Annotated in this window: 19 protein-coding genes; 11 read left to right on the top strand and 8 right to left on the bottom strand. The window is 59.9% G+C overall.

Going from position 1 to position 20,236, the window contains the following annotated elements; genetic code table 11:
- The first annotated feature begins 25 nt into the window (after positions 1-25).
- From J1G18_RS18145 to pabB, 4 genes are all read left to right on the top strand, one after another.
- Entirely contained in the window at positions 26-562 is a 537-nt protein-coding gene (locus J1G18_RS18145; protein WP_025110318.1) for an ATP-dependent zinc protease, read from the top strand.
- 5 nt (positions 563-567) lie between these two features.
- Complete coding sequence (locus J1G18_RS18140; RefSeq protein WP_007960894.1) at positions 568-2,103, top strand: inactive transglutaminase family protein; 1,536 nt, start codon at positions 568-570, stop codon at positions 2,101-2,103.
- Positions 2,103-3,089 (top strand): alpha-L-glutamate ligase-like protein, encoded by a 987-nt coding sequence (locus J1G18_RS18135; RefSeq protein WP_103484624.1) that lies wholly within the window; start codon positions 2,103-2,105, stop codon positions 3,087-3,089. The genes J1G18_RS18140 and J1G18_RS18135 overlap by 1 nt, the downstream gene beginning before the upstream one ends.
- Positions 3,090-3,344: 255 nt before the next feature.
- Entirely contained in the window at positions 3,345-4,688 is a 1,344-nt protein-coding gene (gene pabB / locus J1G18_RS18130; protein WP_223008204.1) for an aminodeoxychorismate synthase component I, read from the top strand.
- 109 nt (positions 4,689-4,797) lie between these two features.
- Here the strand turns inward: pabB and thrH are convergent, their stop codons facing one another.
- On the bottom strand, positions 4,798-5,415 hold the full coding sequence (gene thrH, locus J1G18_RS18125) for a bifunctional phosphoserine phosphatase/homoserine phosphotransferase ThrH (RefSeq protein WP_098967943.1): 618 nt from the start codon (positions 5,413-5,415) through the stop codon (positions 4,798-4,800).
- Positions 5,416-5,578: 163 nt separating this feature from the next.
- Between thrH and J1G18_RS18120 the strand changes: the two genes are divergently transcribed.
- From J1G18_RS18120 to J1G18_RS18110, 3 genes are all read left to right on the top strand, one after another.
- Positions 5,579-6,313, top strand: coding sequence for a phosphoadenylyl-sulfate reductase (locus tag J1G18_RS18120; protein WP_003223260.1), 735 nt, complete (start codon positions 5,579-5,581; stop codon positions 6,311-6,313).
- 583 nt (positions 6,314-6,896) lie between these two features.
- On the top strand, positions 6,897-8,435 hold the full coding sequence (locus J1G18_RS18115) for an NCS1 family nucleobase:cation symporter-1 (protein ID WP_223008203.1): 1,539 nt from the start codon (positions 6,897-6,899) through the stop codon (positions 8,433-8,435).
- 53 nt (positions 8,436-8,488) lie between these two features.
- On the top strand, positions 8,489-9,217 hold the full coding sequence (locus J1G18_RS18110; protein ID WP_223008202.1) for an aspartate/glutamate racemase family protein: 729 nt from the start codon (positions 8,489-8,491) through the stop codon (positions 9,215-9,217).
- Between the two features lie 129 nt (positions 9,218-9,346).
- On the opposite strand, the gene J1G18_RS18105 is transcribed toward J1G18_RS18110, so the two are convergent.
- Positions 9,347-10,273 carry a LysR family transcriptional regulator gene (locus J1G18_RS18105; RefSeq protein WP_223008201.1) on the bottom strand — a complete coding sequence of 309 codons (927 nt, stop codon included), beginning with the start codon at positions 10,271-10,273 and terminating at the stop codon, positions 9,347-9,349.
- Positions 10,274-10,399: 126 nt separating this feature from the next.
- On the opposite strand from J1G18_RS18105, the gene J1G18_RS18100 reads away from it, so the two are divergent.
- Positions 10,400-11,146 (top strand): 3-oxoacyl-ACP reductase family protein, encoded by a 747-nt coding sequence (locus tag J1G18_RS18100; protein ID WP_027613305.1) that lies wholly within the window; start codon positions 10,400-10,402, stop codon positions 11,144-11,146.
- A 79-nt stretch (positions 11,147-11,225) separates the two neighbouring features.
- Here J1G18_RS18100 and J1G18_RS18095 read toward each other — a convergent pair whose 3' ends face one another.
- The gene (locus tag J1G18_RS18095; protein ID WP_027613306.1) at positions 11,226-11,921 is read right to left on the bottom strand and encodes an HAD-IA family hydrolase; all 696 of its coding nucleotides are present in this window, start codon (positions 11,919-11,921) and stop codon (positions 11,226-11,228) included.
- A 246-nt stretch (positions 11,922-12,167) separates the two neighbouring features.
- Between J1G18_RS18095 and J1G18_RS28465 the strand changes: the two genes are divergently transcribed.
- Both J1G18_RS28465 and J1G18_RS18085 read left to right on the top strand, forming a co-directional pair.
- Complete coding sequence (locus J1G18_RS28465) at positions 12,168-16,943, top strand: RHS repeat-associated core domain-containing protein (protein ID WP_223008200.1); 4,776 nt, start codon at positions 12,168-12,170, stop codon at positions 16,941-16,943.
- Positions 16,940-17,368, top strand: a complete 429-nt coding sequence (locus J1G18_RS18085; protein WP_096797772.1) for a DUF6896 domain-containing protein — start codon at positions 16,940-16,942, stop codon at positions 17,366-17,368. The genes J1G18_RS28465 and J1G18_RS18085 overlap by 4 nt, the downstream gene beginning before the upstream one ends.
- A 75-nt stretch (positions 17,369-17,443) precedes the next feature.
- Here J1G18_RS18085 and J1G18_RS18080 read toward each other — a convergent pair whose 3' ends face one another.
- The 4 genes from J1G18_RS18080 to J1G18_RS18065 all read right to left on the bottom strand — a co-directional run bounded on the left by J1G18_RS18080 (position 17,444) and on the right by J1G18_RS18065 (position 19,181).
- Positions 17,444-17,611, bottom strand: a complete 168-nt coding sequence (locus J1G18_RS18080; protein WP_003223252.1) for a hypothetical protein — start codon at positions 17,609-17,611, stop codon at positions 17,444-17,446.
- 123 nt (positions 17,612-17,734) lie between these two features.
- The gene (locus J1G18_RS18075) at positions 17,735-18,160 is read right to left on the bottom strand and encodes a YMGG-like glycine zipper-containing protein (RefSeq protein WP_027613308.1); all 426 of its coding nucleotides are present in this window, start codon (positions 18,158-18,160) and stop codon (positions 17,735-17,737) included.
- A gap of 138 nt (positions 18,161-18,298) precedes the next feature.
- Positions 18,299-18,667: a glycine zipper domain-containing protein gene (locus tag J1G18_RS18070; RefSeq protein ID WP_007960728.1), complete on the bottom strand. Its 369-nt coding sequence runs from the start codon at positions 18,665-18,667 to the stop codon at positions 18,299-18,301.
- 325 nt (positions 18,668-18,992) lie between these two features.
- Positions 18,993-19,181 carry a hypothetical protein gene (locus J1G18_RS18065; RefSeq protein WP_007960727.1) on the bottom strand — a complete coding sequence of 63 codons (189 nt, stop codon included), beginning with the start codon at positions 19,179-19,181 and terminating at the stop codon, positions 18,993-18,995.
- A gap of 239 nt (positions 19,182-19,420) precedes the next feature.
- Here J1G18_RS18065 and J1G18_RS18060 point away from each other — a divergent pair, with 239 nt between their 5' ends.
- Complete coding sequence (locus J1G18_RS18060) at positions 19,421-19,699, top strand: hypothetical protein (RefSeq protein WP_027613310.1); 279 nt, start codon at positions 19,421-19,423, stop codon at positions 19,697-19,699.
- Positions 19,700-19,765: 66 nt separating this feature from the next.
- Here J1G18_RS18060 and J1G18_RS18055 read toward each other — a convergent pair whose 3' ends face one another.
- Positions 19,766-20,086, bottom strand: coding sequence for a YbjQ family protein (locus tag J1G18_RS18055; RefSeq protein WP_027613311.1), 321 nt, complete (start codon positions 20,084-20,086; stop codon positions 19,766-19,768).
- Positions 20,087-20,236 lie beyond the last annotated feature (150 nt).

Raw genomic sequence — 20,236 nt, 5'->3', positions numbered from 1 at the left:
AACGGAACGCTGCGCACCAGGATTTATGAGACTCAAGCCCTTCCCCACATTTTTTGCGCTGTTTTGCCTGCCCGGCCTCGCCGCGGCGGGGGAAAAAACCGTGTACGGCCTCAACGAATACGCATCGCTTGACGGCATCAATCTGCAAGTCGCGGCCAAACTCGACACTGGCGCCAAGACCGCCTCACTGAGTGCCCGCGACATCAAACGCTTCAAACGCAACGGCGAGTCCTGGGTGCGTTTCTACCTGGCGATCGACGCGGCGCATTCGCACCCGATCGAGCGGCCGCTGGCCCGGGTCAGCAAGATCAAACGCCGCGCCGGCGACTACGACCCGGAAGAAGGTAAAAAGTACACCGCGCGCCCGGTGATCGAGCTGGATATCTGCATGGGCACGGCGTTGCGCAGCATCGAAGTGAACCTGACCGACCGAAGTGCGTTCCAATACCCGCTTTTGATCGGCTCCGAAGCCTTGAAACGCTTCGACGCGCTGGTCGACCCCAGTCTTAAATACGCTGCCGGCAAACCTGCCTGCACCATCGCCGCTCATACCGCCGAGTAATTTCCATGCGTTCTCTAACCTTCCACCTGAAAATCCTGATCACCATTCTGGTGCTCCTGGGCGTTTCGGTTACGGCCTATCAGATTTTCGTGCTCGGCATCCCGGTGACCGAAGACGCTACCGACGACTTGTGGAACATCGACGCCAAAGTCGAGTTCGTCGCCAGCACCAAGGACCCGGTGAAGGTCCAGATGTTCGTGCCACCCCTGAGCCGCGATTACGTCAGCCTCAACGAAAGCTTTATCTCCAATAACTACGGCGTGGCGGTCAACCGTGTCGACGGCAACCGCAAGGTCACCTGGTCGGCGCGCCGGGCCAAGGGCAACCAGACCCTTTATTACCGTCTGGTGCTGACCAAGCGCTACACCGCGGAAAAATCCAAGATCAAAGGCCCGACCTTCCGCGACAGCATCGCCATCGAAGGCCCGGAAAAAATCGCCGCCGAAGCCCTGCTCGCGCCGATCCGCCAGCACTCGGCCGACGTCGAAACCTTCATCGGCGAAGCGATCAAACGCGTCAACAACGCCAACGATGACAACGTCAAACTGCTGCTGGCCGGCGACCCGTCGACGCCGCATAAGGCGAAGATCGTCGAACTGCTGCTGTCGATCGCTCACGTGCCGGTGGAAAAAGTCCACACCATCCGCCTCGTCGCCGATCAACCGCAAACCCCGGAACTGTGGCTGCGCAGTTTCAACGGCAACGACTGGCTGTACTTCAACCCGGAAACCGGCGAACAAGGCCTGCCGACCGACCGCCTGCTGTGGTGGACCGGTGATGAAAACCTGATCACCATCGAGGGCGCGAAGAAAGCCAACGTGACCTTCAGCCTGAACAACAGCGAGATGAACGCGATTCGTCTGGCCAAGCTGACCGACGAAAACACCGACGCCAACTTCCTCGAATACTCGCTGTACGGCCTGCCGCTGCAGACCCAGCAAACGTTCATGATCATGGTGATGATCCCGATCGGCGTGCTGGTGATCCTGATCCTGCGCAACCTGATCGGCCTGCAGACCCTCGGCACCTTTACCCCGGTGCTGATCGCCCTGGCCTTCCGCGAAACGCAACTGGGCTTCGGCATCCTGCTATTTACCGTGATCACGGCGCTGGGCCTGTCATTACGCTCGTATCTGGAACATTTGAAGCTGCAGATGCTGCCGCGCCTGTCGGTAGTGTTGACCTTCGTGGTGGTGCTGATTGCCGCCATCAGTCTGTTCAGCCATAAACTCGGCCTGGAGCGCGGTTTGTCGGTGGCGCTGTTCCCGATGGTGATTCTGACCATGACCATCGAACGCCTGTCGATCACCTGGGAAGAACGTGGCGCCAGCCATGCCATGAAAGTGGCGATCGGCACCCTGTTCGCCGCCTCGCTGGCACACCTGATCATGACCGTGCCGGAGCTGGTGTACTTCGTGTTCACCTTCCCGGCGATCCTGCTGATTCTGGTCGGTTTCATGCTGGCGATGGGGCGTTATCGCGGTTATCGCCTGACCGAACTGGTGCGCTTCAAGGCTTTCCTGAAGAAGGCTGACGCCTGATGTTCGGTTTCTGGAAGACCTGGAAGGCGCTGGAGGCGCGGGGCATCATGGGCATCAATCGGCGTAACGCCGACTACGTGCTCAAATACAACAAGCGCAGCCTGTACCCGATCGTCGATGACAAGATCATCACCAAGGAGCGCGCCATCGCTGCCGGCATTCATGTGCCGGAGCTGTACGGCGTGATCTCCACGGAGAAGGAAATCGACAAGCTCGACGCGATCATCGGCGGGCACAACGACTTCGTGATCAAGCCCGCCCAGGGCGCCGGCGGTGACGGCATCATCGTCATCGCCGACCGCTTCGAGGGCCGCTATCGCACGGTCTCGGGCAAGATCCTTGCCCATGAAGAACTCGAACACCACATCTCGAGCATCCTCACCGGCCTGTATTCGCTGGGCGGTCACCGCGACCGCGCACTGATCGAATACCGGGTGACTCCGGACCAGATCTTCAAGAGCATCAGCTACGAAGGCGTGCCGGACATCCGCATCATCGTGCTGATGGGCTATCCGGTGATGGCCATGCTGCGCCTGCCGACCCGTCAGTCCGGCGGCAAGGCCAACCTGCACCAGGGCGCCATCGGCGTCGGTGTCGACCTCGCCACCGGCCTGACCCTGCGCGGTACCTGGCTGAACAACATCATCAACAAACACCCCGACACCACCAACGCGGTGGACGGCGTGCAACTGCCCTACTGGGACGGCTTCATGAAACTCGCCGCCGGCTGTTATGAGCTGTGCGGCCTGGGTTACATCGGCGTGGACATGGTGCTGGACCAGGAGAAAGGCCCGCTGATTCTCGAGCTGAATGCGCGACCGGGGCTGAATATCCAGATTGCCAACGATTGCGGGCTGACCCAGCGTACGCACGCGGTCGAGGCGCATCTGGAAGAGCTGAAGGCGCGTGGGGTGACGGAGTCAGTTGAAGAACGGGTGGCGTTTACTCAGGAGATGTTTGGGCATATTCCGGCGGTCGAGGGCTGAAGCTGAAAAGCTGAAGAGCCCCTCACCCTAGCCCTCTCCCGGAGGGAGAGGGGACTGACCGTGTTGGATGCTCGAAGTACATCGACCTGCAAGTTCGAGTCGAACTCAGAACTTGAAAAGCATGAAGATCCGCCCCCTTTCCCCCTCGCCCCCTTGGGGGAGAGGGCTGGGGTGAGGGGGTAGCTTTTGATTTTGATCTGGCAGCCGAGAGGACTACAATCCCCACCCCGCCTCGATGGCCGATCTGCCCCGCCCATGTTGACCTGTTCCGTACACCCGCTGCCCTACCGCGCCAACCCCGCCGACTACTTCGCGGCCATCCGCCATGCACCCGGCGCCGTGCTGCTCGACAGCGGCCGGCCGAGCGCCGACCGTGGCCGTTATGATCTGCTCAGCGCCTGGCCGCTGGAACAACTGGCGGTGTTGCCCGACGAAAGCGGCAGCGTTTTCCTGCAACGCCTGCGTGATAATCTGAGCCGTCTGGGCGAGGCGCAGTTGCCTGGCGAATATGACCTGCCATTCGCCGGCGGCCTGATCGGCTACCTGAGCTACGACTTTGGCCGGCATCTGGAACACCTGCCGAGCCAGGCCCGGGATGATCTGCAATTGCCCGACGCGCGGTTCGGCCTGTACGACTGGGCGCTGATCAGCGATCACCAGACCGCCACCAGCCAACTGGTGTTTCACCCGTCACTGGCCGACAGCGAGCGGCAACGGGTGATCGCGCTGTTCAGCCAACCGACTTCAGCGCCGCTGACGCCGTTCAAGCTGGACACGCCGATGACCGCCGATCTGTCGGCCGATGACTATCGCCAGGCGCTGGAACGCATTCATCAATACATCCAGGCCGGCGACTGCTATCAGGTCAACTTCGCCCAGCGTTTCCGCGCACCGTGTCAGGGCGATCCGTGGCTGGCCTATTGCGCGTTGCGCGAGGCCTGCCCGACGCCGTTTTCCGGTTTTCAGAGCCTGCCCGACGGCGACGCGGTGTTGAGCCTGTCGCCGGAGCGCTTCGTCAAAGTCAGCCAGCGCCAAGTGGAAACCCGCCCGATCAAGGGCACCCGCCCGCGTGGCCTGACGCCGGCCGAAGACGCCGCCAACGCCGCCGAACTGCTGGCCAGCCCCAAGGATCGCGCGGAAAACCTGATGATCGTCGACCTGCTGCGCAACGACCTCGGCCGCACCTGCCGGATTGGTTCGGTGCGAGTGCCAGAGCTGTTCAGCCTGGAAAGCTATCCGAATGTGCATCACCTGGTCAGCAGCGTGACCGGTGAACTGGCCGAGGATCGCGATGCGCTGGATCTGATTGCTGGCAGCTTCCCCGGCGGCTCGATCACCGGCGCACCGAAGATCCGTGCGATGCAGATCATCGACGAACTGGAACCGACCCGGCGCGGTTTGTATTGCGGTTCGTTGCTGTACCTGGACGTACGCGGCGAGATGGACAGTTCCATCGCGATTCGCAGTCTGTTGGTCAAGGATGGGCAGGTGTGCTGCTGGGGTGGCGGCGGGATCGTGGCCGACTCGGACTGGCAGGCGGAGTATCAGGAGTCGATTACCAAGGTCAGAATCCTCCTCGATACCCTGCAAAACCTATAACTTTTTGTGGCGAGGGAGCTTGCTCCCGCTGGAGTGCGAAGCGCTCCCCAAAATCTTACGACTGCTGCGCAGCCGAGCGGGAGCAAGCTCCCTCGCCACAATGTTGTAATTACAAACTCAAATCCCGGTTTGAGGCTTTGAGGAATTCCTGCTTCAACTCGACAAACGTATGCACCGCCGGAAACTGCGGAAACTCGCGAATCACGTTGTCCGGCGCATGGAACAGAATCCCCGCGTCCGCCTCGCCCAGCATGCTCGTGTCGTTATACGAATCCCCCGCCGCAATTACCCGGTAGTACAGGCTCTTGAACGCCAGCACCGACTGACGCTTGGGATCTTTCTGACGCAATTGATAGCTGGTCACTCGCCCGCTGTCGTCCGTGATCAGGCGATGGCAGAGCAAGGTCGGGAAGCCCAGTTGCCGCATCAGCGGCTGGGAAAATTCGTAGAAGGTGTCCGAGAGAATCACCACCTGGAAGCGCTCGCGCAGCCAGTCGACGAACTCCACCGCGCCGTCCAGCGGCTTGAGGGTAGCGATCACTTCCTGAATGTCCGAGAGCTTCAGGCCGTGCTCGTCGAGGATGCGCAGGCGCTGCTGCATCAGTACGTCGTAATCGGGAATGTCCCGGGTGGTGGCCTTGAGGGATTCGATTCCGGTTTTTTCGGCGAAGGCGATCCAGATTTCCGGCACCAGTACCCCTTCAAGATCCAGGCAAGCAATTTCCACAAGACACTCCCGTTTGTAGTGATTATTGAGTCGAGCGAGCCCGAACTCTAGCGACTCCCCCGCCACCGCGCAACGCAGCGGGCACACCCTACTCCGCCGCTTTTTGTTACCATCGCCGCCATATAGAGCGCCCAGCGCCACCGACCTGTAGGAAGCCGCCCTGATGAGCCCAACGTTCGATGTCGTGGAACTCGCCACGACCTATGCCAACAAATCCGCCCAGGACATCCTGAAACTCGCGTTCGCCGAGTTCGGTGACGAGCTGTGGATATCTTTCAGTGGTGCCGAGGATGTGGTGCTGGTGGACATGGCCTGGAAGCTGAACAAGAACGTCAAGGTGTTCAGCCTCGACACCGGCCGCCTGCACCCGGAAACCTATCGCTTCATCGATCAGGTGCGCGAGCACTACAAGATCGATATCGAACTGGTGTCGCCGGACTACACGAAGCTGGAACCGTTCGTGAAGGAAAAAGGCCTGTTCAGCTTCTATAAGGACGGCCATGGCGAATGCTGCGGCATCCGCAAGATCGAACCGCTGCGCCGCAAACTGTCCGGCGTCAAAGCCTGGGCCACCGGCCAGCGCCGCGATCAGAGCCCGGGCACCCGCAGCGCCGTGGCGGTGCTGGAAATCGACACCGCGTTTTCCACGCCCGAACGCACCCTGTACAAGTTCAACCCGCTGGCGCAGATGACCAGCGAAGAGATCTGGGGTTACATCCGCATGCTCGAACTGCCGTACAACAGCCTGCATGAACGCGGCTTTATCAGCATCGGCTGCGAACCATGCACCCGCCCGGTGCTGCCGAACCAGCACGAGCGCGAAGGCCGCTGGTGGTGGGAAGAAGCGACGCAGAAAGAGTGCGGGCTGCATGCGGGGAATATCATCAGCAAGGCGTAAATATCGCCCCAATGATGTCCCCCCCTGTGGGAGCGGGCTTGCTCGCGAAAGCGGTCTGTCAGTCAGCGAATTTGTTGACTGGGAAGATGCCTTCGCGAGCAAGCCCGCTCCCACATTTGCTTCGTGGTGCCATGAAAAAAAATGTGTACACACGAATGTCACCATCGGTGCCATTTATGTGTGCACTTTTTGCTTTCACGCCCTGAAAAGTTACATCCCTGCTGAATTCCCCTGCGCTCTGCCACCTCCGAAAAATCCCCCGCAAAAAATAAATACCTGTTCAATCGGTCAATTTATAACCAATTATTTTCAAACACTTAGCGCTCATCGATAACTTTTCGAAATGAGCACAGCGCTCCATAGATCGCTGACTGGCACAGATCTGGCTTTGGTGCATACATGTTTTGTATACAAAACTGCAAAACATCAATCCACACTTTCGATCCGCAAGCCTGAAGCGCCCTATCCCGTACAGGCTGCAGATGCCCCGTAACCAGTGATGTCTGCTGGCCGCGACGAAGATTTGTCGAGCACTGAGCTCATGCACAGTCATCGCGGCCCCGCCCATCAGGAGCCTGCCGGAATGCGTACAAGTCTCTCCAACAACATCGCGCTGAATCTGCCCGCCTCTGCCCTCGACCAGCCATTGCCCGACGCGGGTCTGGCTCAACCGTTACAACTCAGCCCGCGCCTGCACAACAGCGACCTGGCACCGACCCGCGCCGAAGGTCGGCGCTGGGGCAAATACAGCATCTTCGCCCTGTGGACCAACGATGTGCACAACATCGCCAACTACTCGTTCGCCATCGGGCTGTATGCGTTGGGCCTGGGGGGCTGGCAGATTCTGCTGTCGCTGGGGATCGGCGCGGCGCTGGTGTACTTCTTCATGAACCTGTCCGGCTACATGGGGCAGAAAACCGGGGTGCCGTTTCCGGTGATCAGCCGGATCAGTTTCGGCATCCACGGCGCGCAGATTCCGGCGTTGATTCGCGCGGTGATCGCCATCGCCTGGTTCGGCATTCAGACGTATCTGGCGTCGGTGGTGTTTCGCGTGCTGCTGACGGCGATTCACCCCGGTTTCGCCGATTACGACCACAACTCGATTCTCGGCCTGTCGACGCTGGGCTGGGTGTGCTTCGTAGCGATCTGGTTCGTGCAGCTGGCGATTCTCGCCTACGGCATGGAAATGGTTCGCCGTTACGAGGCTTTTGCCGGCCCGGTGATTCTGCTGACCGTCGCCGCCCTCGCCGCGTGGATGTACACCCAGGCCAACGCGACCATTGCCTGGTCGATCCGCGAACCGCTGAGCGGTGGCGAAATGTGGCGCAACATCTTTGCCGGCGGCGCCTTGTGGCTGGCGATCTACGGCACGCTGATCCTGAATTTCTGTGACTTTGCGCGTTCTTCGCCGTGCCGCAAGACCATCAAGGTCGGCAATTTCTGGGGCCTGCCGGTGAACATACTGGTATTCGCCGCCATCACCGTCCTGCTCTGCGGTGCGCAATTTCAGATCAACGGGCGGATCATCGAAAGCCCGACCGAAATCATCGCTTCGATCCCCAACACGTTTTTCCTGGTACTGGGTTGCCTGGCGTTCCTGATCGTCACCGTGGCGGTGAACATCATGGCCAACTTCGTCGCCCCGGCGTTCGTCCTCAGCAACCTGGCGCCGAAGTACCTGACCTTCCGCCGCGCCGGGCTGATCAGCGCGACCATCGCCGTGCTGATCCTGCCGTGGAACCTCTACAACAGCCCACTGGTGATCGTGTACTTCCTCTCCGGCCTCGGCGCCCTGCTCGGCCCGCTGTACGGGGTGATCATGGTCGACTACTGGCTGATCCGCAGAGGCCGGATCAACGTCCCGCAGTTGTACAGCGAAGACCCCAACGGCGCCTATTACTACAGCCACGGAGTGAATTTCCGCGCGGTGGCGGCGTTCATTCCGGCAGCGCTGATCGCCATTGTCCTGGCGCTGGTGCCGGGCTTCCACAGCATCTCGCCGTTCTCCTGGCTGGTGGGCGCCGGCATTGCCGCGATGCTCTACCTGATCATCGCCAAACGTCAGCCGCACTACGCCGACGTCAGCGGCGAATCGATCGCCGTCGACAACGTCAGCCATTAACTTCCTTGCGGCCCGGGTTTGGGCCGCTGAACTGCCCGCAATAAGGACTTCCCATGCGTATTCTTGTGGTCAACGTCAACACCACCGAATCCATCACCCAGGCCATCGCCCGCTCGGCGCAGGCCGTCGCGTCTGCCGGTACGGAGATCGTCGGCCTGACACCGTTCTTCGGCGCCGACTCGGTGGAAGGCAATTTTGAAAGTTATCTGGCGGCCATCGCCGTGATGGACAGGGTGATGTCCTATGACCAACCGTTCGACGCGGTGATTCAGGCCGGCTATGGCGAGCACGGCCGCGAAGGTTTGCAGGAACTGCTCAACGTACCGGTGGTGGACATCACCGACGCCGCCGCCAGCACCGCGATGTTTCTCGGCCACGCCTACTCGGTGGTGACCACGCTGGATCGCACCGTGCCGCTGATCGAAGATCGGCTGAAACTTTCGGGCCTGTGGGATCGCTGTGCCTCGGTGCGGGCCAGTGGCCTGGCGGTGCTGGAGCTGGAACACCAGCCGCAACGGGCACTGGAAGCCATCGTGCAGCAGGCGGAACTGGCAGTGATCCAGGACAAGGCCGAGGTGATTTGTCTGGGCTGCGGCGGCATGGCCGGGCTCGATGAACAGATTCGTCGCCGCACCGGGGTGCCGGTGGTGGATGGCGTGACGGCAGCGGTGACCATTGCTGAATCGCTGGTGCGGCTGGGGTTGTCGACGTCCAAGGTACGGACTTACGCGACACCACGGCCGAAGCAGATTATTGGCTGGGCGGAGCGGTTTGCTCGCTGAGTTCACAGACGAATACCGAGTCGTATTCTTCGCGAGCAAGCCCGCTCCCACATTGGATCTGTGGCGTTGAAAAATCCCCTGTGGGAGCGGGCTTGCTCGCGAATGGGTCAACTCGGTGCCACGTCTTGCTCAGAAAGCACTGAACCGCCGAGCCAACCCCTGCTGCGCAAATTGCTCAATCACAAAATCGACAAACGCCCGAGTCTTGCCCGGCAACAATTTATGCTCGGCGTAGTAGATCGAAATGTTGCCGTCATCGATGTACCAGTCCGGCAGCACGCGCTGCAATGTGCCCGCCTCGAGGTAACCCACGGCAAACGGCATGCTGACCAGCGCGATGCCCAGCCCTTGTGCTGCCGTAGCGCAGGCGGCTTCGGAGTCGCTCATGGTCATTCGCGTCTTGAGGGTCAAGGGCTGACAGAGCTGACTGCGGCCACTGATCAACTGCCAGGAGCGCACTCGACCGGTTTGCGGCGAACGAATCAGGATGCCATCGTGACGTTGCAGGTCATCAGGTTCGGCGATCGCTTCGTGCTTTTGCAGATAGTCAGCAGACGCCACCAACACGCGATGTGCGGGTGTCAACTTGCGTGCGACCACGCCTTGGGGCAATTCAAAGCCGCCGCCAATCGCCGCATCGAAACCCTGCCCAATCAAATCGACCTGACGGTTATCAAAATGCCAGTCAGGGTTGATCGCCGGAAACCGACGTAAAAATTCTTGCAGCAATGGCACGATGTACAAGCGCCCGAATACCGTGCCCATGCTGACTTTCAACGTCCCCGCCGGCAGCCCTTCCACACTCGCCAGATTGGCCACCGCATTCTGAATCGTCGTCAGACTGCCACTGACCTGACTCAAAAACAGCTGACCGGCCTCGGTCAGGGTCAGGCTGCGTGTACTACGCTGGAACAGCCGTACACCGAGCCGCACCTCGAGCTTCGCCACACTCTTGCCGACGGCGGCCGGGGTCAGGCTCAAGCGCCGGGCGGCTTCGGCAAAGCTGCCGACTTCGGCGCTGCGCACGAAGCATTCGATACTGCTGAAAGTTTCCATGATCGCCACTATAAACTTCTGGTTTACACAGACTATAGCAATCATGGTCTACACGGTTGTCGATGCGAGGCCGATACTCGGCTCCAACTACAAGGCAGCCCGCCTTGAATTTTCTGGAGATCGAACATGACCACTCAACACCTCAGCGGCAAAGTCGCTCTGATTCAAGGCGGTTCCCGTGGTATCGGCGCCGCCATCGTCAAACGCCTGGCCGCCGAAGGCGCCGCTGTCGCATTCACCTACGTCAGCTCCACCGCCAAGGCCGAAGAGTTGCAGAACAGCATCACCGCCAGCGGCGGCAAAGCCTTGGCGATCAAGGCCGACAGCGCCGATGAAGCCGCAATCCGCAATGCTGTCAGCGCCACCGTCGAAGCCTTTGGCCGCCTGGATATTCTGGTGAACAACGCCGGCGTCCTGGCCATCGCGCCGCTGGAAGACTTCAAACTGGAAGACTTCGACCAGACCCTGGCGATCAACGTGCGCAGCGTGTTCATCGCTTCTCAGGAAGCCGCCAAGCACATGGGCGAAGGCTCACGCATCGTCAACATCGGCAGCACCAACGCCGACCGCATGCCCTTCGGCGGTGGCGGGGTGTACGCGATGAGCAAATCGGCACTGGTCGGCCTGACCAAAGGCCTGGCCCGGGATCTGGGCCCGCGCGGCATCACCATCAACAACGTGCAGCCCGGCCCGGTCGACACTGACATGAACCCGGCCCATGGCGATTTCGCCGAGAGCCTGATCCCGCTGATGGCCGTCGGTCGTTACGGCACCGCCGATGAAATCGCCGGTTTCGTCGCTTATCTGGTCGGCCCGGAAGCCGGTTACATCACCGGTGCCAGCCTGACCATCGACGGTGGTTTTGGCGCCTGATTGCGCTGAATCCCGGATACAAAAAACGCCGCGCCTCCTTACAGAGGGCGGCGTTTTTTTATCGGCGCTTATTGGCTGATCAAGCCCATTCCAGCGCCGGCAAACCGCAGGCACTCGGGGTGAACGCCTTGAGCGTGCGCAAAATCCCGTCGGCATGCGCGTATTTTTCATCGGCCATGGCCGCGTCGGGAATCGCAATGGCAGTCATTCCCGCCGCTTTCGCGGCGGTGACGCCAAACGGCGAATCCTCGAAGACCAGACAGTCTTCAGGCGCTACACCCAGACGCCGGGCGGCGGTGAGGAAAATATCCGGCGCCGGTTTTGCTGCGCCAACTTCCGGGTCGTCGGCGGTGACGATGAAATCGAACAGCGCAAACCAGTCGCGGTGCAAGGTGGTTTTCTGGCCGAACGATTGCCGCGACGAACTGGTGCCCACGGCGATCGGAATGTTGTGCGCCTTGAGGTGGCGAATCAGCTCCTCCGCGCCGGGCATCGCCTGGGCCTTGGGGAAGCGTTCGCGCATCAGCGGTTCGCGGATCAGCAGAAACTCTTCGGCGCTGATCGGCAGATCCAGCGCCTGCACCACGTAGTTCGCCAGATCATTGGCGCCACGACCGATGATGTTCTGTTTAACGCTCCAGTCGAAGGTCCGCCCGTAACGCTCGGCAATCAGCGAGGTGACCTCGGTGTAGATACCTTCGGTGTCCAGCAGCAAACCGTCCATGTCGAAAATCACGGCCTTGATCGGGCCAAACGTCTTCATCGGTGCATTCATCATCGGATCCGTTATCAAAAACATCCCGGGCGGCCTTGCCGGCGCCGCTACGCGGATCTGATTAATGGGTTCAGCAGCATAGCGAGGCCAGCGGACATTGAGCAACGGGCAATGTTTACGGGCGGTGGAATGACTCGCTGACATTTAGCGAAATGCCCTACAGATAACGCCTACTTTCCCGACTTCTTTCCACTTTGATCCCCCGCAAAGTCCGCGCACCTCTTTCACGTGCGCGAGTGCTTGCGAATGTTCCAAACCGATCGGCTCCTGGCCCTGAACAACAGCATCGGCCTGCTGGTGGTTGCCGCCCTGAACCCGCAACACCCGGACTTCGAAACGCTGATCCGCGAGTTCCGCCTGTGCCTGAACAACTACGAGGCCTGGGCCGAGCAGCTCTGGACGGGTACGGCACTGGATGTCGAGCAGGTGTTCAAGGTCGGTGACCACGTCCGTCTAAGCGCGCCCGTCAAATCCCGCCAGCCGATCCAGACCCCGGTGGTCATGTGCCCCGCCAGCGGCCCGTTGACCTTGGTGCACCTGTTCGAGGCGGCGCGGTTCGTACCGATCGGCGATACCCCGGTGATGCTGGAACCGGTGATCGGCGAAATCGACGGTGTATTGAGTTTCGGTGAACCGCTGCGCCATACCATCGGCCCGAGCGGCATTCTGGAAGTGCGCGACTGCGACCGGGGCCAGCGTTATCGCATCACCTTCTTTCCTGATGTGTCCAGCGCCCATATCCAAGCGCTGTATGCCTCCTATGAAGAGATTCTGGACGGGCTGGAGGTCTGGCTTCGCCAGGAGTGGGATGGGTTTCAGCCGCTGTGGGCGGAGTTTTCCGGCGCCGGTTTGGCTGATCGTTACCAGCAGTTGCAACAGGCCGACTGGCGCGGTTTCGAGAAAGCCCTGCACGACATCTGGGATGACGTTAAACAGCTGTTTGCCCTGCTCGCCGACCTGCAGGCCAACAGCGAAAAACTCCTGCAGTACCTGAGCGATGTCGAGCTGCAAGCGCTGCTCGACGCCTCCGGCGAGGCCATCGCCAATGGCTTGCTGATCCTCAGTGACGAGCCGTTGCTGTTTATCCATCTGGCAGCGTTCACCAGTTGGCTGAAGATGCTGCCGCCGCAGTATCTGGCAGAAGTAGTGGCCGAAGTCCGGGTCGAGTTGTTGATCAGCTTTTTGCTGATGCGCGTTTCCGGCGGCGTTGGCGTGCCCGTGCGACTGAGCAGCAAGGTGCTGAGCAAGATCAAGTCGCCCCGGGCTCGGCAATGGCTGGCCGCATCGGCCTTGCGCCTGAGCGAACTGACTTCCCCTGCGGATCTGAACAAGCATGCGGGCGCGTTGAAGCCATTGATGGTCAATGCACGCAATGTGTCTTTGAAGCCGACACCCGCGATCCCTCTGAACATTCGCCAGGCCGACTCGGTCGTGCTGAGTGTTCCGAATCCGGCGCCGATGGCGCGGGAAAAGTCGCGGAACACCACCCGGATGGAGCGTCACGAACCCCGCGACGATGCTTCGAACCAGGCCAAAAACCCCAACGGCGACAGCGCCGATTGCGCACCGCTGACCTGCACCAACGGCTGTCCGGTGTCGATGGTCACCGGCGAAGAACTGCTGACCCTGACCGACGGCACGCTCGATGGCCTGCTGCCGTTCGAGTTCACCCGGTTGTACCGCACCAGCGCAGTGGAAATCGATGTCGGGCTGGGGTTTGGCTGGAGTCACTCGCTGGCGCATCGGCTGGAGTTCGATGGCGAGGCGGTGATCTGGGTCGATCACGAGAACCGCCGCACGCGGTTTCCGTTGCCCAGTGTGGAGCGGCCGCAGATTCACAACAGCCTGTCGCGGGCAGCGATTTTTCTCGGCGATGAGCCGGAGGAACTGATCCTCGCGCTGGCCGGGGATACAGCGCGGTTTTATCACTTTCGTGCCGGGCGGCTGGTGGCGGTCAGTGATGCGTATGGCAATCGTCTGACGGTGCATCGCGATTTTTCCGAGCGTGTGCAGCGCCTGGATAACGGGGCCGGGCGGTCGTTGTTGTTGCGCTACGACCGGGCGCATCTGGTCGCGGTTGATTACCAGGTGCTTGAGGCTGATGGCTGGCGCACCGAGCAAACGCTGGTCAGTTATTGCTACGACGCCCGTCAGCGGTTGTTGGCTGCGACCAACGCGGTCGGTGACAGCGAGCGTTACGACTACGACGATCAGCACGTCATCCTGCAGCGGCAACTGACCGGCGGCGCGAGTTTCTTCTGGGAATGGGAACGCTCGGGCAAGGCGGCGCGTTGCGTGCGCCACTGGGCGTCGTTCGCGCAGATGGACACCCGTTACGTCTGGGCCGATGACGGCAGCGTCGCGGTGCACTACGTCGATGGCAGCGAAGAAACTTACGTCCACGATGACAGCGCACGGCTGGTGCGCAAGGTCGCGGCCGATGGCGGTGAGCACCTCAAGGCTTATGACGATCAGGGCCGGCTGATCGCCGAGCAGGATCCGCTGGGCGCGGTCACCGAATACCGTTACGACGACGTCGGACGGCTGATCGCGCTGCTTCCGCCGGACGATGAGCCAACGTCCTACGAGTACCGCAACGGTTTCCTGCACAGCCGTTCTCGCGGTGAAGCGGTGTGGACGTTTCGGCGCAACGCCGAGGGTGATGTCACCGAGGCGGTCGATCCTGACGGTCAGGTCACCCATTACTACTACGACACGCGCGGGCAGTTGCTGTCGATCCGCTACCCGGACACCAGCCGGCACAAGTTGTCGTGGAACGACCTCGGGCAACTGATCGAGGAAACCCTGCCCGACAGTGGAGTACGGCGCTTTTCCTACGATGCGCTGGGGCGACGGACGACCACTTGCGACGAGCACGGCGCGATCACCCGTCAGCAGTGGGACGCTGTTGGCCGACTAATTCAGACGACCTTTCCTACGGGCGCTACCCGTGCCTACAGCTATGGCGCTTACGGCCAAGTCACTGCCGAGCGCGACGAACTCGGGCGCATCACCCGCTACGAGTATGACGACGACCTGCACCTCGTCTCGCGCAAGATCAACCCCGACGGCACGCGGGTGCAGTACCGCTACGACCATGCGCAACTGCTGCTCACGGAAATCGAGAACGAGTCCGGGGAAAAGTACCGGCTGGACTACACGCCAACCGGATTGATCCGACAGGAAACCGGCTTCGACGGCCGGCGCACCGCTTACGCCTACGACCGCAACGGGCACCTGCTGGAGAAGACCGAGTTCGGTGATGACGGCTCGACGCTGGTCACCGCCTACGTGCGTGATGCAGCCGGGCGTCTGCTGCTGAAAACCCTGCCCGACGGGGTTGAGGTGGCTTACACCTACGACCGCCTGGGCCGTTTGACCGGGGTCGATGACGGCCAGAAACATCCACTGGCCTTTGAATACGACCGGCAGGACCGGCTGATCACCGAGCATCAGGGCTGGGGCACCCTGCGATACACCTACGACGCCTGCGGCCAGCTCAAGCGCCAGCGTCTGCCGGACAACAGCAAGCTCGACTATCACTACGCCAAGGGCGGCGCGCTGACCGCCATCGACCTCAATGGCACGCGGCTGACCAGTCACGTCTACCAGTCCGGTCGCGAACAACAACGCCAGCAAGGCCTGCTGCGCAGCGATTATGCCTACGACGATCAGGGACGTTTACTCGCCCACGCTGTAGGTCATCAGCACGACTCGCTGTATCGCCGGGATTATGCCTACAGCGCCAACGGCAATCTGGAGCACATTGCCGACAGCCGCCACGGCCAGCGCACCTATGGCTATGACGCCCTCGACCGCTTGATCCGCGTGCGTCACTCGCGCGACGAACTACCGGAATCCTTCGCCCACGACCCGGCCGGCAACCTGCTGATGCAGGACCGCGCCGGCCCGACCCGGATCAAGGGCAACCGCCTGCTGATGCAGGGCGACCGGCACTACGACTACGACGCCTTCGGCAACCTGATCCGCGAGCGCCGTGGCCGCGACCAGCAACTCGTCACCGAATACCGCTACGACTGCCAGCACCGCCTGATCGGCCTGACCCGCGCCGATGGTCAAACCGCGACCTACCAATACGACGCCTTCGGCCGGCGCATCCGCAAAACCGTTGACGGCCAGACCACCGAGTTCTTCTGGCAAGGCGACCACCTCGTCGCCGAAAGCGGCCCTAACCACCACCGCAGCTACGTCTACGAACCCGGCACCTTCCGCCCACTGGCGCTGCTCGACGGCAAAGGTCCGAAAAAGGCCTGCCCGTTCTACTACCAACTCGACCACCTCGGCACCCCGCAGGAACTCACCGACTACAGCGGCGAAATCGTCTGGTCGGCGCAATACGACGCCTACGGCAAGGTGTCGGCGATCACCCTCGCGGGCGAGGACTACCTGGACCAGCCGCTGCGGTTTCAGGGGCAGTATTTCGATGCGGAAAGTGGGCTGCATTACAACCGGCATCGGTATTACGACCCGAGGTTGGGACGGTATTTGACGCCGGATCCCATCAAGTTGGCGGGTGGGTTGAATCAGTATCGGTATGTGTCGAATCCGACGGGATGGGTGGATCCGTTGGGGTTGAATGCCAACTGCCCGCCGCCGAAGAAGCCTGGGTGTGAAGTACCGGGTGGGATTGGCGGGATTAAGGTTGACGAGGGTGAGCCGAAACTACCGACCATTGCTCACAATATAGATCCGAAAACTTTGAAGCGTGTACATACAATAGAGGGAAAAACCTCAACCAGGACAGTCGAGGATTATAAAAATAAAATGCGCAACGGATACGACCCAACCGATCCCATCACCGTAATAGAACATGACGGCAACCTATATATCTTGGACGGACACCATCGCGCAGCAGCTGCACGACAAACTTCGACCAATGTGACAATCAAACTCATAACAGATCTAAAAACGTATAACGGAGCTCTACGAAGTATTGAAGATGTATTGGAATCAGCAAACAATGTGGGCCTGGACAGGTTGGAGCACCGGAGAAGAAGATGAGCGATCAAAATGAAGCTTTGGACATCCTGATAAATGACTTTATCTCCATGGTGGAGTCCAGCACGCTGATATTTGAGCGCAAATTTGGCACTCGTGACATTCGACGGCTCTGGTACACCAAGACAATAAAGCGACGAGGAAGAGTCACTCGAGGCGTTAAATATGAACTACATGGTGTTGGCTGCCGCATCAATCTATCGACAGGAAGCGTAGATTTTGACTATGGTCCAAACGGTGAAATTAATGGATTTGATACTTGGCGCCTATACAATTTTGCCCGCGAAAGACCATCTAAACATAGGAAATATTGCGATGAAAAAATCATTAAAAAAGAACTGGAAGAATATCTTAATTTAAAAAAAATCAAAAAAATGTCAGCCTTCAGTAACCTGTATGTATGGGCTGACTCAAAAGAAACCGATTAAACATGACCACGAAAAGGGCCTGTTCACTCAGGCCCTTAAAAACAAATCAAAATTTTCTATCCACCTTACTCTCCCTCACTGCTCATCCTCATCCTCCTCATACTCCATATCTGCCTCATCCGCATCATTCAACGGCACCGTCGCATCATCCATCAGCGACCCCGGATCCTCGTTCCCCGGATCATTGATAAACGGCAGACCACTCGGGCCTTTTTCTTCCTTGCCTTCGGTTTCGGGCGTCATGGCAAACCTCTACGACTGGTGGGTTGTATAACGTTCGAAAAGCCTTACAGCCAATCGTTCCAGTGTCCGACCGCCAGAAACGAAAAACCCGGCGCCAGGCCGGGTTTGTTTTCGAATACTCAATCAGTGATGGCGGTTTTTATGTTTGTACTTGTTGTGCTTGTGACCACCACCGGAATGAGCTCTGCCACCGTCGTCACCCAGGTTGTTGCCCACCGCACCACCCGCTGCGCCGCCCAAACCGGCACCAATGGCCGAACCAGTGGAGCCGCCCAGGCTGTTGCCGACCACTGAGCCGCCGGCAGCGCCGAGACCACCGCCAATGGCGGCTTCGGTGCGATTGTGTTTATTCGCCCCGACCGCGCTGCCCGCCGCGCCACCGACGCCTGCGCCAACCGCGGCACCGGTGCTGCCACCGAGCTGGCCACCGACCACGTTACCGAGTACACCGCCCAAACCGCCACCTACGGCGGCGCTGCCATCTCCGGCGGCCATCGCACCTTGAGCGATGAATAATCCGAAAAACAGTGCAGACAATGACAAGCGCATTTGAACCTCACAGTTCCCGAATCGGGAGGGTATGCCCATAGGGCCTATGTCAGATTGGAGACACTTTTCGAGAAAACGTTCAGCCATGAAAAAGCCCGACATCGAGCCGGGCTTTTTCTGACAAACAAACGTTCGATATCAGTGACGCTTGTGACCTTTGGACAGGTTAGCGCCGACGGCACCACCCGCAGCGCCACCAAGACCGGCGCCAATGGTTGCACCATTCCGGCCGCCCAGGCTGTTGCCGATCACCGAACCACCGGCCGCGCCAACACCACCACCAATAGCCGCTTTGGTGCGGCTGCCCTTGCCGGCAGCCATCGCACTGCCCGCCGCGCCTGCAACACCGGCACCAATCGCTGCGCCAGTGCTGCCGCCCATCTTCTGGCCGACCACGTTACCCAGCGCGCCACCCAGACCGCCGCCGAGTGCAGCAGTACCCTCACCGGCGACCGCACCTTGAGCAACCAGAAGCCCCAGAACCAGAGCAGGCAATGTTAGACGCATGACGAAAACCTCAAAAATAGGGAGATCAAAAGGGGCCGAGATTGAAAGCTGCCGACGCGCTGAAGTCCAGACAAATCAGCTGCCGCCGCGCACTTGGCGCCGATTGGACAGCGATTTCGCCAAAGGTTTTATCGCAGGCAAAAAAAAGCCCGCTGGGGAGACGGGCTGGAGACTTGCTTTCTAACGGATGGCTTCACCCTACGTCCGTGGACGTGAAAAGTTTGTGAAAAACACCAACCCCGTCCAAGAGTTTGTAGGAGATTTCCTTTTCATAAACAGCAGGCATAAAAAACCCCGTTCATAGACGGGGTCGTTCGGTCTCACTTTATTTTCTTGAGCGGGCCGAGACCTTTGGAAGGAATTTGGCTTTCGGCCCCTTGGGTGCCGTGGACTTGATCTTGCCGGTCTGCACCGGATCCTCGCCAAAGCCCGATTGGTACTCCGTCTGGCCGCAACGGACACAGTTGTTGAATGAAAATTCGGCTCCATCGTCTTCGATATACGGGTCAGTCATAGCCTCTCCCCTTTGCAATAGATCGACACCGGCAAAGCCCTTTTGCCTGAAAAAATATCGACCTCCAAGGCTTTTGAGACTAGCCGGTCATTACCGGACTTGTGGTTCAGTTAGACCGATGCCCGACGAATGGCCTACACCTGCTCAACATCCGAACCAACCGTTGATCTCACAACGCTAAAGATTCCCGACCACAGGCCGTTGCCCTTTTTCATACAAATGAATCTCAAGGAGAGAATATGAAAATCAACGGATTCCCGGAAATGCCTGTCGTAAAACTCACGGACGAACAAATCGCTGCCGGCAAAGCCGCCGGTGAAAAATTCAAGGAAAAGCTCGCTTCAGGCGACATCACCATCACCTACCCGGACAAACCGGTTCTGACCCCTGGCGTTATCTACCACCCGAGTCAGCCGGCCGATCCGACGCCCTCCACCGGCACCCCGCCGATGGTCGCAATCGATACGCCCCTGACCTATGACGCCCACGGGCTTGTCATCCTCAAGCCACAGGGCTGATCGAAAGCAGAAAAGCAAAAAGCCCATTCATCATCTGAATGGGCTCGCTTGAACACCGCGACTGCATCAACGCAACTTGACCGCCGTACCCGTCGCGAACACCACAACCATGCCACCCTTGCCCGCCGGCATGCTGATCTCGAAATCCAGCCCGACCACCGCATCCGCCTGCAACGCCCGCGCCCGTTCCTTGATCTCGTCCGTCGCCTGAACCCGCGCCTCTTTCAACGCACGCTCCAGCGTCTGCGAGCGCCCACCGAAAAAATCGCGCATGCCGGCAAACATGTCACGGATCACGTTGACGCCCTGCACCGACTCCGCGCTGACAATGTCCAGGTACGCGGTGATCTGTCGGCCTTCGATGGCGTGGGTGGTGGAGATGATCATGGGAACAGTCCTTTTTTCTACGGATAAAGCGGGGATTGTAATGCGCTATGGCGAATCAGGCCGAACCCTTCCTGTGTAACCTGTACGTCGAATTATTCTAAAGGCAGGACGAAGGCGGAGCGTGCAAGTGCAAAAGCCCGACTCGCCCCT

The sequence above is a fragment of the Pseudomonas sp. MIS38 genome (assembly GCF_019891575.1).
In the GTDB taxonomy this organism is placed as follows: Bacteria; Pseudomonadota; Gammaproteobacteria; order Pseudomonadales; family Pseudomonadaceae; genus Aquipseudomonas; species Aquipseudomonas putida_A.
Note: the sequence above shows the minus strand (reverse complement) of the source record. Positions and strands in the feature narration are given on the sequence as shown.